Source organism: Vibrio satsumensis, from assembly GCF_050337435.1.
Taxonomy (GTDB): domain Bacteria; phylum Pseudomonadota; class Gammaproteobacteria; order Enterobacterales; family Vibrionaceae; genus Vibrio; species Vibrio satsumensis.
Genome location: NZ_JAKJSX010000003.1, coordinates 482,317 through 496,546, shown reverse-complemented (window position 1 = coordinate 496,546; position 14,230 = coordinate 482,317). Strand labels below are relative to the sequence as shown.

Annotated in this window: 12 protein-coding genes and 1 pseudogene; 5 read left to right on the top strand and 8 right to left on the bottom strand. The window is 43.6% G+C overall.

From position 1 onward, the window contains the following. Positions 1-23: 23 nt before the first annotated feature. The 7 genes from L4C44_RS02345 to L4C44_RS02315 form a co-directional block, all read right to left on the bottom strand. A complete protein-coding gene (locus L4C44_RS02345; protein ID WP_285954112.1) occupies positions 24-1,052 on the bottom strand; it encodes a succinylglutamate desuccinylase in 1,029 nt (342 codons plus the stop codon). Positions 1,053-1,330: 278 nt separating this feature from the next. Further along, positions 1,331-3,127 carry a M3 family oligoendopeptidase gene (locus L4C44_RS02340; protein ID WP_428804283.1) on the bottom strand — a complete coding sequence of 599 codons (1,797 nt, stop codon included), beginning with the start codon at positions 3,125-3,127 and terminating at the stop codon, positions 1,331-1,333. A gap of 152 nt (positions 3,128-3,279) precedes the next feature. Beyond that, positions 3,280-3,897 carry an alpha-ribazole phosphatase family protein gene (cobC, locus tag L4C44_RS02335; protein ID WP_327783912.1) on the bottom strand — a complete coding sequence of 206 codons (618 nt, stop codon included), beginning with the start codon at positions 3,895-3,897 and terminating at the stop codon, positions 3,280-3,282. A 9-nt stretch (positions 3,898-3,906) separates the two neighbouring features. Continuing rightward, positions 3,907-4,500, bottom strand: a complete 594-nt coding sequence (gene cobU / locus L4C44_RS02330) for a bifunctional adenosylcobinamide kinase/adenosylcobinamide-phosphate guanylyltransferase (protein WP_428804282.1) — start codon at positions 4,498-4,500, stop codon at positions 3,907-3,909. Positions 4,501-4,526: 26 nt separating this feature from the next. Next, positions 4,527-5,333, bottom strand: a complete 807-nt coding sequence (locus L4C44_RS02325; protein ID WP_428804281.1) for an adenosylcobinamide-GDP ribazoletransferase — start codon at positions 5,331-5,333, stop codon at positions 4,527-4,529. Next, on the bottom strand, positions 5,333-6,379 hold the full coding sequence (gene cobT / locus L4C44_RS02320; protein WP_428804280.1) for a nicotinate-nucleotide--dimethylbenzimidazole phosphoribosyltransferase: 1,047 nt from the start codon (positions 6,377-6,379) through the stop codon (positions 5,333-5,335). Before cobT ends, L4C44_RS02325 begins: the two co-directional genes overlap by 1 nt. A gap of 58 nt (positions 6,380-6,437) precedes the next feature. Further along, positions 6,438-7,049: a flavin reductase family protein gene (locus L4C44_RS02315; RefSeq protein ID WP_428804279.1), complete on the bottom strand. Its 612-nt coding sequence runs from the start codon at positions 7,047-7,049 to the stop codon at positions 6,438-6,440. Positions 7,050-7,831: 782 nt separating this feature from the next. Here L4C44_RS02315 and L4C44_RS02310 point away from each other — a divergent pair. The 3 genes from L4C44_RS02310 to L4C44_RS02300 all read left to right on the top strand — a co-directional run bounded on the left by L4C44_RS02310 (position 7,832) and on the right by L4C44_RS02300 (position 10,799). After that, entirely contained in the window at positions 7,832-8,317 is a 486-nt protein-coding gene (locus L4C44_RS02310) for a pilus assembly FimT family protein (RefSeq protein WP_428804278.1), read from the top strand. Between the two features lie 227 nt (positions 8,318-8,544). Next, on the top strand, positions 8,545-9,240 hold the full coding sequence (locus tag L4C44_RS02305; protein ID WP_428804277.1) for an NAD-dependent epimerase/dehydratase family protein: 696 nt from the start codon (positions 8,545-8,547) through the stop codon (positions 9,238-9,240). A gap of 185 nt (positions 9,241-9,425) precedes the next feature. Next, complete coding sequence (locus L4C44_RS02300; RefSeq protein WP_428804276.1) at positions 9,426-10,799, top strand: L-cystine transporter; 1,374 nt, start codon at positions 9,426-9,428, stop codon at positions 10,797-10,799. A 98-nt stretch (positions 10,800-10,897) separates the two neighbouring features. Here the strand turns inward: L4C44_RS02300 and L4C44_RS02295 are convergent. Beyond that, positions 10,898-10,999: pseudogene (locus L4C44_RS02295) on the bottom strand (heme-binding protein); the annotation flags it as partial. A gap of 378 nt (positions 11,000-11,377) precedes the next feature. Between L4C44_RS02295 and L4C44_RS02290 the strand changes: the two are divergent. Further along, positions 11,378-12,139 (top strand): YdcF family protein, encoded by a 762-nt coding sequence (locus L4C44_RS02290; protein WP_428804275.1) that lies wholly within the window; start codon positions 11,378-11,380, stop codon positions 12,137-12,139. Between the two features lie 483 nt (positions 12,140-12,622). Beyond that, positions 12,623-14,095: an aerolysin family beta-barrel pore-forming toxin gene (locus L4C44_RS02285; RefSeq protein ID WP_428804274.1), complete on the top strand. Its 1,473-nt coding sequence runs from the start codon at positions 12,623-12,625 to the stop codon at positions 14,093-14,095. Positions 14,096-14,230: the final 135 nt, after the last annotated feature.

The window sequence follows — 14,230 nt, the reverse complement described above, 5'->3', positions numbered from 1 at the left end:
ACAAACGAAACAACGTCTAAGTATTAATCGTAAACCAACTGACCATGGTCGAATCGAGTTTCAACTTCGCACACCATTAAGGCAGCTCGTTGACCGATAGCAACGTTTCGATTCGGGAACACCACGGCTTCGTTTTCATTCTTCGCCATTAATGGCTTATCACCATCATGACCGAACACTTCACCGTGTTTGAACGCCGTAAAGTTCTCAACGGCATCAGAGAACATGAAATCAAAGTCATCGTGCAAACGAACTATGGTTCGGCTTACGCGATAAGTAATGGTTTTCTTTGGTAAATGCTCTGGTTCTATTTCAGCAATCAGATTGCGCATCGCCAAATCGAAAGCAGTAAGCTTATCAAGCTGGTTCTCACCAATTCTTGCTACCTGCCCTAACTCCATTGTCAGTGCTTGCGCTTCAAAGTTTTCAGCGCTGTACCAGCTGAAGGTGCTGGTTGGCGCATTCGACAACAACACAGCTTCAACGTGAGCACTGTTGATAAAATCGAACAAGGCCTTGCTACGTACTTCGTGGCGAACCTTAGGGCTCACGGCAAAAGAGTAATGCTTAGATAAACGGATTGCACAGTGCAGGTCTAAATGCCAGCGAGTGGCAGGTACCGTTTCTTTGTAAAACTCCGTAACCAAGTACTTTAGATTCTTCGCGATATCCACTTCTCGATTACTCTCGTGCTGCTTATCATCAAACAGACGATTCATATTCACATCAAGAAAACGAGTATGCGCGTTGGTCGCTTCAGGGTGTGCGATGATGAACAAACATCTTGCTGTCACCACTTGGAAGCCAGTTTCAATATCCTCAATGAGCTTATCAATCAGCTCCATTGGTGAGGTTTCGTCGCCATGAACACCGGTTGAAAAGATGATGTTCTTGGTTTCGGAATTATACTCCGCGGGAATCACTTCCAATACACCGCGTTGATGAAGCTTAATTTGAACACCGTTAGTCAGTACGGTCTGTCCTGCAACCACTTCTTGCTCAAGATCTAGGCTGTCAAAAAGAAATGATTGGCGAAAGAGGGTCTTCGTCATGCGCTACTCCTTAATTACACGGCCGTATGTTAATAAATTGTACATAGAAATTGTGTTGCTAGGATCGCACTTATCAATAGAAACTCCGTTATCACTCACAAATACTACCCATATATTTTTATATTACCTGCTGACTTTACTAACCGACATCTGTTCCAAATAACTTTCTCTATTTAAAGCAACTTTTGGCTGTCTCAGCTTTTCTCAAGTCATGTCAGCAAGATAAGAGCCACGTAAGCTAACACAGCTCTTACCTGCCATGAACAGATTGAGATCAATTAATCTTCCTGATCGAGCAATCTTTCAAATTCATCGATTTGAACTTTGACCATGTCGATGCTTTGTTGCCAAAAATCAGCTTGAGTCAGGTCCATTCCTAAGTGCTTTTGAACGACTTCTTCCGCCATCATGCTGCCCGTATCACGAAGCAACGAAACGTAATCGCCGTAGAATTGCTCACCTTTCGCATCGCGCTGAGCGTAAACACCTTTACTGAACAGATAACCGAACAGGTATGGATAGTTATAAAAGCTCACTTGAGAGATGCTGAAGTGCAGCTTGCTCGCCCAGAAGTAAGGGTCAGCTTCTGTCATTGCCTCGCCGTACCACTCTTTCCAAGTGGTTTCCATCAGGTCACACAGCTGCTGAGCCGTGAGCTCGCCTTTTTCACGCTGCTCGTAGAAGGCTTTTTCAAATTCGAAGCGAACGGGAATATTCACCATTAGTGCCAAAGAAGAAGAAAGCTCTTCCCACAGCATTTCAAGTTTCTCATTACGTGTTTGTGCTTGTTGTAACAAGTGGTCACGAACGATGTTTTCAGCGAAGATTGAAGCGGTTTCTGCTAGTGTCATTGGGTAGCGAGTTTGACACAACGGCATGTCTTTCATTACCCAGTTATGGAATGCGTGGCCCAACTCGTGTGCCAGTGTCATTAAGTCAGAGCGGCTACCACTCCATGTCATGAACACAAGTGGCGTGCGTGTCGCGGCAAACTTAGTGCAGTACGCACCTAAACGTTTGTTGGCAGCTGGTGCGGCATCAATCCAACCGTTCTCAACCATTAATGCGACAAAATCAGACATCTCTGGATTTACTTCAGCGAAAGCGGTTTTGATCACTTCGATCGCTTCATCAAATGGGTAAACCTTAGATTCAGCGTCACCCAGTGGCGGCATTGCAGCTAAGTGATTCCAAGGCTTCATTTCATCTAAGCCGTGAACTCTTGCCATTAATAGACCCGCTTTTTGCCCAACCTCACGATTAGCTTTAGCGACAGACATCATGGTGTCTAACGTTTCTGGCACAATGCGGCTGCCGTGTAGGCTTGGATCAAGGAAATGCACATCGCTAATTTTCGAGCGCTTTTTGTTTTCTGTCAGTCGCCACCCAGCCAATGCGTTTAGGATCGAAGCAAACGACTCTTGATGCGTGTTCATAGCACCTTGAACCGCGCGCCATGCAGGTTCTTGTTTGTCGAATTCGCTGCCATACAACAAGCTCGCCGCTTGTGAAAAACCTAAAACTTCGTCTTCACCTTCCAGCTTTAGCGACAGTTTCAAAGAACCAGTTAAGTTGTCGTACAAACGTCCCCACCCGTCACGGCCATCAACTTTCATCGCAGCTAACAACTGCTCTTCTGCCACACTGAGTCGGCTGCTTGCTAATTTACGTGAGCTCTCAATCGCAAAGCGTTGACCTGTTACGTCCGCACTCTCATGCTCTAATACTGCATCAATAAACTCTGGTTCTGCATGAATTAGTGTGTCTTCGTAAGGGCTAAATGCTTGAGACATTTCAGAGTTCAGTTTGGCAACTCGACCAAGCAGTGCTTTGGCTTCTGTGTGCGTTGCGTCTACCGATGCGTGGCAGTTAGCGAAGGTGTTGATCGTGCTTAGTAGCGTGCCAGCCGCTTCAGAAGTCTGAATCGCGTTTTGCATCGCTAGAATAATGTGACGCTTTTCAACGTGTAGGTTCAACAGCTCAATGCACTGCTGAATGAGTTCAATGTCCTGTTCGATTTTTGCATCATTAAGATCGCTATAAGCAATGCTTAGATCCCAACTTGGTGTTGTCATGACTAAATTCCTTTCACGTAGGTAGTAATACCAATCAGGTATAGCGGCTGTGAACGCCGCTTTATACTTCTATTTATATTTCTGTTTCTATTTCTATTTCTATTTACAGTTCTAATAGATTGTTAATTCTTAAAACTGTGTATTTTTAACACTCAGAGAACAGGCAGGCCTATCGCTTTGACGCTGATAAAGCTCTGTGCAAACTGAGTGACTTGAATATGGGTTATTGATGCATTCTCTATCGATAACTTCGAGTACAAGCTCGGATTTTTCCAATCAATATCAAGGCAATGCGCCAATAACATTCGAATAACGCCACCATGAGTAACCAACAATAGATTGTCACTTGGATTGTTCAAAAGTTGCGACCAAGCTTGAGTTACTCTGTCATGGAAGCTCTGTAAACTTTCCGCACCAGTCAGTTGATGATTTGCGGGATCTTGCCAAAAAGTGTCTAACATCGCCCACTTGTCTTCAAGTTCATCAAATGGGACACCATCAACTTCACCGAAATTCATTTCTTGGAAATCAGGAGCGACTGACAAAGGCACCGACATGCGCTCTGCATACAGGGTTGCCAGGTCACTGCATCGTCTTAATGGTGAGGTAATAACACCATCGAAAGCGATATCATGCTCAGCCAACGCATCACAAATCTGTTGTTGAAGGTTTGGGTTAACCAACACATCAGATAAACCATTCAGTGCAGCTTTTCCTTCAACCTTGCCATGTCTTAGCATATAGATGTTTTTGGTTGTTCCATTGACCATGAGTGCGACCTAGCCTTGAGTATCAAGCAAGTGATTAGATGGTTTTAAGTGCAGCGGCAATCCGGCAGCGACCAGTGTGACGCGTTCAACGACGCAAGCTAGCGCTTGGTTCATTCTCCCTGCATTGTCCACAAACAAGCGCGACACTTTACCCAGTGGCACTACGCCTAAACCGACTTCGTTAGACACCATGATAATTTGCGCAGGGCTTTGCTCGACGCTTTGCACCAATAGTTCCACAACGGCTTCAACCTGTTCATTGGTTGTGTCATCGCCCAGTTCAAAGATGATGTTGTTCAGCCAGAGTGTTAGGCAGTCAATCAGTACTACATCATCTTGATTAAAGGACTGCAGTTTCGTAGCCAATTCGACAGGCACTTCATGCTCAATCCACTGTTTACCGCGACGCTCTTTATGATGGGCGATTCGTTCTCGCATTTCGTCGTCCAAATAAGTGGCCGTCGCAATATAGTTGAGGCGTCCACTTGAACATGCTTCAAGCGCACATAATGCTTGTTGCTCTGCAAAACTCGACTTGCCAGAACGAGCCCCGCCTAAAACAAGATGGCAATGACTCTGATGTGCTTGGTTATTCGTTGTCATGTGTTCTCCTTGAAGTCCTGAATGCGTTACATAAGGCCGTTATAAAAAGCAGCAGCGAACGCAACATAAATCAGCAACTCCATCAACTGTTGAGCCGCACCCAAGCAGTCGCCAGTAAAGCCGCCAATTCGAGCCATTAACCACTTTTTAAAACCCATTCGAAACAGAAAGGCAATAACGGATAAAACAAGCGAGAATGCCAAACCAAACCACAAGCTTGGCAGCACGCCAATAATAAGTAGAAAGACAAGCTCGCCCTTGGTTTGTTTATTGGCTAAAGGCTTACTCTTGCTCGTGTCCAAATCGCTGACATAAGGCATGTCGTAGATAAGGGAAGCCGCGATCGCCCGGCTAAAGGTATAACTCGTGACGATAACCATAAACAGTCCAGTCATGCTTATGAGTTCATTCAATAACACCCATTTACCGAGCAAAGCCATAATCAACGCAGACGCGCCATAGGTGCCGATTCGGCTGTCTTTCATGATGGTTAAACGGCGTTCCAATGTCATGCCGCCACCAATGCCATCCGCCATATCGGTTAAGCCGTCTTCATGGAAGGCACCAGTAAGCATCAAGCTAAAACTCATCATCAAAAAGATCGCAATCGAACTTGGTAATACAGTATCAAGTAACAGGAACAGACCACCACACAAGACACCAAGCAACAAACCGACCATTGAAAAATAACGACCCGAACGGTTCATTCGCTCCGATGAATAGGGTGTATTCTTCGGCATTGGCAAACGAGAAAAGAAGCCCATTGCCAATGAAAACAGTTCCCATTGATAAGTGACTCGACCTTTCAACGATCTTTCTGGCGCATCACTCATTAAACCGTGACTCCAGCACTTTCGAAGCTCGCCATCTTGTTATAGAACTCGGCTGCCGCACGAATAATTGGCATAGCTAACGCAGCACCAGTGCCCTCGCCTAATCTCAATCCAAGATCGAGCAATGGCTCAGCGGCTAGTAACTCTAATAGGATTTTATGGCCAGACTCTTCTGATCGATGAGCGAAGATCATGTAATCACGACAATTCGGCTCTATTAAGGTTGCGGCATACGCAGCGACTGACACGATAAAACCATCGACCAATACAGGGGTTTTGTTTTGATAAGCGCCAAGGAAAGCACCGACCATTTGAACGATTTCATAACCGCCGACCTGAGCTAGTACCTCTTTAGTGTCTTTAACTTCTTTCGCATCTATGCCTTTGCAGCGAGCAACACCTTGCTCAACCACAGCCACTTTTCGCGCAAGTTGATCATTGTTGATGCCGGTTCCTAGGCCAACACATTCAACGGCAGTGCGGTTTGCTAGTGCACTTAAAATCGCTGAAGCGCTGCTGGTATTACCGATGCCCATTTCACCGAACATGATGATATTGGTGCCATTCGAAATGGTTCTAGATACAAGCTCTATACCCAGTTCAATCCCGCGTTCAACCGTTTCTAAACTCATTGCCGCTTCGTTGGCAAAGTTATTGGTTCGCGTACCTAAGCGCTGAGAAATCAACATGTCGCTGTCAGATTCAACAGGCAAAAAAATCCCAGTATCCACCACCGTAATATCAATGTTGTTCACCGCACAAAAGCAATTGATCGCCGCGCCACCATTTAAGAAGTTCAACACCATTTGTTGTGTGACGGCACTTGGAGCAATACTCACGCCTTCATCAGCAATACCATGATCACCTGCAAAAATGATGATACTCGGCTTGTTCAATTCGATGTGTTCAACCGCAGCTTCTTTGCCTTGGCTCTGAATCAATGCCAGTTGATGTGCGACTTTTTCTAGTAGGCCAAGCGCACCGAGTGGCTTGGTTTTTTGGTCAATGCGATGTTGGATGTACTGCGAGTATTGGGTATCTAACATAGTTTTTAAAAACGCTTATTCTGGGTACGTTGATTTAGGGACTGCTACTTAGGGATTGCTACTTAGGGCGTGCGACAGAGAACACATTGGAAAGCGTCGCGTATTCACCGCCACCAAGTCGAGACAAAGGGTCCAATGCCAGCGCGTCAACCTTAAGACGCTCACTCTCTTGATCAATCACATCTTCGGAGATGTACACGGTTTCGACTTGAGCAAAGATGAGGCTTTGTGGCACCTCTCCAACTTCTTTTACTTCGTACAAGGTGCAGCCAAAAGCAACCGCGCACTCTTTTACTCTTGGTAAAGAAAAGCCCTCAAATTCAGCCAACTCAATATTATTAGCGGTGACTTCAGAATCACCGTGATCGAGTGTGGCTGCAGTCGCCGTCATTGTTTCTGCAGAACTTGAAGAAGCAATGTGAATCACCAGCTTACCCGTTTCAAGGGCATTGCGGGTGGTATCTTTGATTTCGCCCGATGGCTTCTTCCCAACCGATAACATCAGTAGCGGCGGATTGCTGGAAACAGGCGTGAAATAAGAGAAAGGCGCTAGGTTGTACTCTTGAGCAGAAGATTCCGTCAATGCCCACGCAATAGGGCGAGGAACAACGGTTTGTGTCATCAGGTGATAAATCTGAGTGGGAGCAAGAGTATCAAGCTTGAGGTTCATAGCACGTCCTTGGTCTATGTGAATTACGATTCAGTTTACGTGTTAAGCAAAGCCGTATCTATGCCTAAGTAACAGAAACCGTAGAGAGTGTTCTTAATTTAAACAGATGTCGCTGATTTTTTATCAAATTGACAATCAAATTGACGAACTCGAAAACACCGACAATACTGATAACAGATTTATCAATAACTTACATTTTGGCATCGTTTATGCTTTGTAAATAATAACTTATTAAACCCTCTCCGTTAGTAAGTTAAGTAAATAACTTGTCGGTCTCTCTCCATCGAGAAGTTAGCAACAAAGCAAGTTCAGTAAGACGTTAACAAAAAGTGACTCCCCTCACTTAGTAACAAAAAAGTAGACTAGTAACACAAAAAGAAACAAAGATTTAGGAGGTGTAATGATTCCGAACTCAAGCAAAAGAAAACCAAATAAATCAAATAAGAAAACGAGTAAAAAGGTAAGGAAAATCCCACTCTCCTTTACCTAGCAAGTAACAAAGTAAGTACCAAGCCCGTCGCCCAACGGGCTTTGTTACTTTAGTAGTCCGAATACGCCCCCCACATACCGCTGTTTAAAACTTATTCAAACAGCTAACAAGTCCAACTAATTAGACATTTGGTACGTAACAAAAGCACTAAGTGAATGAATCGAATGCCTTCAGTACAATTATCGAACAATGTAAATTATCCCTTACATTTTATATATTTACACAAATACCAGCCCAGTTTACATATTCAATCTTATTGATAATACTACCCTGTCAATTACTAAGGGGATTTATGGAAAACAAAGGCTTCACGTTAATTGAAATGGTGGTGGTTATCATCATTTTAGGCATTCTTTCGGTGACTGCGGCACCACGATTCTTAAGCCTGAATTCTGATGCGAGGATAGCCACCCTCGATGGATTCATTGGCGCTTTCAACGCAACCAATGAAATCGTTATGGGAAAAGCGACCATTGAAGGTTTAGAAAAAGAAAAACTGGCGAAGCTACCAGACCAAAATATCTGGATTCGATGGGGAGCCATTGCCCTCGATTCAGACAACGTCGAAAATGCAATGCAAACGGATAACTATCAACTCTTAAGCTATGGAAACCCTCAAACCCCTAGCCTGATTGTTTATACCGGAAAAGAACGAAACCTGAGAGAGCTAAAGGACTATAACTGTTTCGTGCAATTCACTCGTTCATACACGATTGTCGGAAGTGAGATCGTGAATATAGGTGACTTAACCACAAATAAGTTCTATCAGGGATGCTAGTGTAACAATCCGAACTATTACTGAATATGTAAATCTCGACTGCAGTTACCTTCATTAGTTGCCCACAATCGTGGGCTTTTTAATCTCCCTTCTACTGTACAGACTCTTTTTGACTATCATTCGATGCTAATTTGCACACACCTTCACATTAACGACGATGAAATTACGTACATTCGAAAATAAGGTTTAAATTAAAACAATAACTTAGATAAGTGTTAGAGATAATTATGAGCATTTCAGGAGACAAAGCATCAGTCATTGTTGCAGGGGCAACAGGTCTGATAGGTTCACATGTTCTGGATTTGCTCATAGACGAGCCCGCGATCGAGCATATCTATGCTTTGTCCCGAAGAGCACTTGATTCTCACTTTAACTCCAGCAAACTCCACACGCTCATCCACAGTAACCTGCAAGTAACAAGTTGGGACGACACCAAAGCGACACCTAATCTCGGTATTATCTGCTTAGGAACGACTAAGAAAAAGGCAGGATCAAAAGAAGCGCTACGCAAAGTCGATGTAGAATTAGTTAGCCAAGTCGCGCAGTCAATGAAATTTCTTGGGGTTCAACGCGTCGCGGTCGTTTCTAGCTATGGCGCTTCACCAGATTCCTATTCACACTACCTGCGTTGTAAGGGACAAATGGAGCAAAACTTAAAGCGGATAGGCTTCAAACAACTCTTCATCGCACGTCCGGGGCCATTGGTTGGTGAGCGAGAAGAACCAAGAGCCGACGAAAAACTGCTACAAAGCGTGTTTCCTCTGCTATCGCCTTTTATGTTTGGGAAATTCAAAAACCTACGCCCTATTCAATCGAAAGACGTAGCCAAAGCAATGTTGTTCCGATTATTCGAAAATAATTTCCAAAATATTGAAATTTACTCGTCAAGTGACATGCTCAATTTATTGGCAAAATATCGCTAAAAAGCTCACCTATTCATCACAATGTTGAATATCCACCCATCCTATTGAGGGGATATTACCTATTGTTCTATTTAATTACTTTTCCTTATTTTACGTTTTGTTACAGGTCGCTACTGTAGCTAACAGTACTCGCGCCCATATATCCAAGCGCCCTATCGATTTAAAGAAATTCATAAGGAAAACAAATGTCACTTTCAGCTATCGCTGCTTTAGCGGTATTCACTGGTATCCTCTTTTTTCTCTACGGACAGCAGAAAAAAGAGAACACACTTTCTCGCCTCGTTTTACTCGGTTTAGTATTTGGTAGCGCATTTGGTCTTGGTTTACAGCTGTTATTTGGTGAAGGCAATCCGATCATCAATGAGACACTAGACTGGGTAAACATTGTCGGTCGTGGTTACGTTGGCCTACTGAAAATGGTGATCATGCCATTAGTATTGGTTTCAATGATTGCAGCAGTTGTGAAGCTTGAAAAAGGCGGTTCACTAGGCAAAATTTCTGGCATCACCATTTCTGTATTGCTAGCAACAACCGCGATTTCTGCAATCGTTGGTATTGTTGTAACTCAAGCATTTGGTCTGTCTGCTGAAGGCTTAACTGAAGGCGCTCGCGAAACAGCGCGTATCGCAACACTTGAAAGCCGCATCGGCAGCGTTTCAGACTTAACGATTCCACAAATGCTGGTTAGCTTCATTCCAACTAACCCATTTGCAGACCTAACAGGCGCTCGCTCTACGTCTATCATCGCTGTGGTTATCTTTGGTGTACTAACGGGTATTGCTGCTCGTAAAGTGATGGCTGAGAAAGAAGAACTAGAATCTCCAATTCGTACGTTTGTCGAAGCGGCTCAATCTATCGTGATGCGCTTAGTTAAGATGATCATGGCACTAACGCCATACGGAATCGCAGCATTAATGGCGAAAGTAGTAGCAACATCAAGCGCTTCTGACATCTTAAGCCTACTAGGTTTCATCGTCGCTTCTTACGTAGCAATTCTATTGATGTTCGTTGTTCACGGTATGTTGGTTTCTTTTGTTGGTGTAAACCCGAAAGAGTACTTCCAAAAAATCTGGCCTGTTCTAACGTTCGCTTTCACTTCGCGTAGTTCTGCAGCAACGATTCCACTGAACGTTGAAGCTCAAATCACGAAGCTAAACGTGCCACCAGCAATTGCTAACCTATCTGCATCTTTTGGCGCAACAATTGGTCAAAACGGTTGTGCGGGTATCTACCCTGCAATGCTAGCAGTTATGGTTGCACCTACAGTTGGCATCGACCCTATGGACATCAACTTCATTCTGTCTCTGATTGCAATTATCACAGTAAGCTCTTTCGGTATCGCAGGTGTGGGTGGCGGTGCAACGTTCGCAGCACTTATCGTACTTCCAGCTATGGGCCTTCCTGTAACCATTGCAGCACTGCTTATCTCTATCGAACCACTTATCGATATGGCTCGTACGGCGCTTAACGTATCTGGTGCAATGACAGCCGGTACTATTACAAGTCGCCTATTAGGTAAGAAAGACAAGCAACAAGATCTGGAACAAGCGAACGCTTAATTCTGAATCAAACAGCTCGACCAACAAAAAAACCGATGTTCATGCATCGGTTTTTTATTTTCTGTCTTATGTCAGAGCCACTTTCTGAACAGTAGAGCTTAAAGCACTAATCGAATCACTTTCTCAGCTAATGCTTCATCGCCCTCTTCACTCAACCCACTGATACCAACCGCCCCAAGCACCTGCCCTTGATGTTGAATAAAATGTTCATCAGGTTTACTCAGAATTACTTTGATAGCTTGAGTTGAGTTGAGTTGAGTTGAGTTGAGTTGATGAATTTAAAAGATGAGAAGTTGATAAACAAATAAACTAAATAACACGAAATAAGGTTTAAATGACACAAAATAAGATCTAAATAATCCTCCTGATTTATATGCCTATATTTTAAGAGGGATTAATCGAACAATAATGAAGCATTTTAGTTACTACTATCGCGAACATTAATCGCTAATAGAGAGAAATCGTACATTTGTTCAATAATACAATGAGTTAACTATGAATAATCATCATGATTGATATATGATGCAACGCTTCAACATGCTACACCACCTTGGCACCAGTTCGACAACGGGATCCTCATGAGCTTTATTATATTATTACTTCTTCTGCTATTCGTAGGCTTTACACGTTTACTTCAGTGGCGAAAAACCTCTCTGTTTTTATCTCTTGTTCTTATATCGTCATTTGTGTTGATTGGCTCAGGTTTGATCCCTCGTTATTTATTAGACGACCTACAGGCGAATTACGAAAGTAAGCCTGATATCCAATGGTCTGACAATAACGCCATTGTTCTTCTAGGCGCAGGCACGCAGTTAATTAAAAGCACGCAAGAGTTCGAGCCAGCCTTTTTCTCTTTTGGTCGAATCAGCGAAACCGCAAGCCAATATAAAGATTGTGCAAAAGCGCAAACCACATGCAAAGTGATCATCAGTGGTGGTGATGCTCAGAATAACGGCGTTACAGAGGCTGAAGTTTATCAACAGCAACTGCTTAGGCTTGGCGTCCCAATGGCCGACATAATTCAAGAACCGAACAGCGTGAACACGTGGAAAAATGCACAGCTGACCAGCGACCTGATGAAGCATCATAAATTCGACAACATTGTGCTGGTTTCATCTGGCCTGCACATTCGCCGTAGTGAACTCTATTTCAACCACTTCGGGTTGGACGTGATTCCGGTTAGAGCTGATTACATGGCGGCTCAAATCTCATGGCTGCCACTGTGGTACAACTTTGCGGTAACAGACTTTGCTCTGCACGAACAAGTCGGCTTTGCTCGATACAACATCTATAATTTTATGGGCTGGAACAGCAAACGGGAAAAGCCTGGGGATGCTTAATCGCGTTCAATCAAGTTAATTCGAGCGATACAAACAAAAATGCAGCAACAATCGAAAGGTTGTTCGCTGCATTTTTTGATCCTACCTATCACAACATCATTTCTTATTCTGGCTTACGTTCTTACTCACCATCCAGTCAACAATATATCTTTCTAATCAATCTTGCTGACTTATTTTTCCAAACCCATGCCCTAGATAACGAAGTTACAGAAACACAAACGTTCAACAATTAACCGCCCATTAATTGGATGGTTGAAAGTAATTGAAATCACTCAAGATAAGTCTTTATCAAACGACAAGTTGATCAGTACAAGTCTCTGATATTTATGAGTATTTATTTTCAATTCATTTCAGTACTTTTGGCTTTGTTTTATATGACAGAGTACACCCCGCTAGAGACCCTCGGCTAGAAAATACTTATAAAAACACATATAAATCGCATCTAAAAATAATAGCCAAATATTGGCACCTAGGAATTTATTCATGCTCAACGTCAGTAAAACCATGCTATTTAGCACTGCCCTATCATTAATACCTTTGACGGCTCATTCAAAAATATACTCAGACCAAATTGTCTTAGACAAGCTTGGGGAAGATGTTTGTCGCTCGGACTATCGCCCACTTACTCATACCGAAGCACAAGAACACAAAACAGCGCTAATCTCTCGCATGAACGTGTGGGACATAGCAGGCCTTCAAAATGACTGGGGGATCATGGGGTCTGGCTACCACGGGCTCATCAAACAAGGACAACCAAGCGACAATACCTGGTGTTACCCCAATACCCCAGACGCAGGCCTCCCTTACTACGAAGCGCAAGCCATCGAAACGAACAATAACCTTGATGTTCAACGCGCGTTAGTCAGCGACAACACGAACTTTATCAGACCACTGAGTTACTTGGCCCATAACCTGGGTTACGCTTGGGTTGGGGGCGACAACGGGCGTTATGTCGGTCAAGATATGGCAGTCAAACAGCTTAATAATGGTTGGGAGATTAAAGGGGATAGCGATAGAAGCTGCACTGGTGATCGCTGTGACGAAAAAACAAAAATCACAATCGACAACTTCTCTTACACGCTCGATGGCAACGCATTTTGGCATGGTTTAATCACAGAACCAAACCAAGAGCTAATCAAAACCGTTTCTGCCTACGCAATAAACGAAAGTAATGAGCCTAAGCAGATCATCGTTGACCTTCAGTTTGAACAATCAACTCGTTGGCAAAAAAACAATAGCTTTGACCTTGCTGATTCGGTGATCATTTCTGATAACTTTAGTTGGCCACAAGTCGGAAAAACGGACGTAAGAGTGTTGCTAGAGAAAGGCCAACGCTTCTCTGAGAGCAATAATGGCTCTCATTCTGAATCGAGTGAACTGCAAGCTATCATTACGGTTCCCGCGAATTCAGTACTACCCTTTCAAGTCGAGTTCTTACGCTCGACCATCTCTTACCCTTACCGCATAAAAGCCAACATGAGTTATGACGTTAACTTTACTGGCTTCCTTCGCTTTAGCGGCAATGCACTAAGTTCACACCCAACAAACCGACCAACAATCTCACACACCTTCACCATGGGGACTAATAGCGAAGAACAAGCGAACATACGCTATCAATGGGATCACCGTTATATTCCTGGTGAGATGAAATGGTGGGATTGGAGCTGGGCGATTAACGCGAATGGATTGAGCAGCATGCAATATGCAGCAGGAGCAAGTTTGCGTCCGTTCTACACTCATGTATCAGGTCAATTCAGTGCTGAATCTCAATATTCAGGCCTGATCGATATCGGTGAAGAACACTCTGTCGACTCATTTGATGCGATGACCGCACTGAACAATCATAAAAACTACTATGTCGGCGATGTTCAGGTGGTAACTGACTTTGATTCTGAAATCCTCGCGCAGCTGGGATATGAAGATGCTCAACTTATGATTAACCCTATACAGCGATAAACAAGCTCACATTTCCCCCTATCTAAGCTCATCACACTGGTGATGAGCTTTTTTGTTGATGACAAACCCAAAGCACCTATTCGCCACTTATGCCCACACTGATCTCCTTTTTGTCAGTAAAAAGCTAATCGAAAA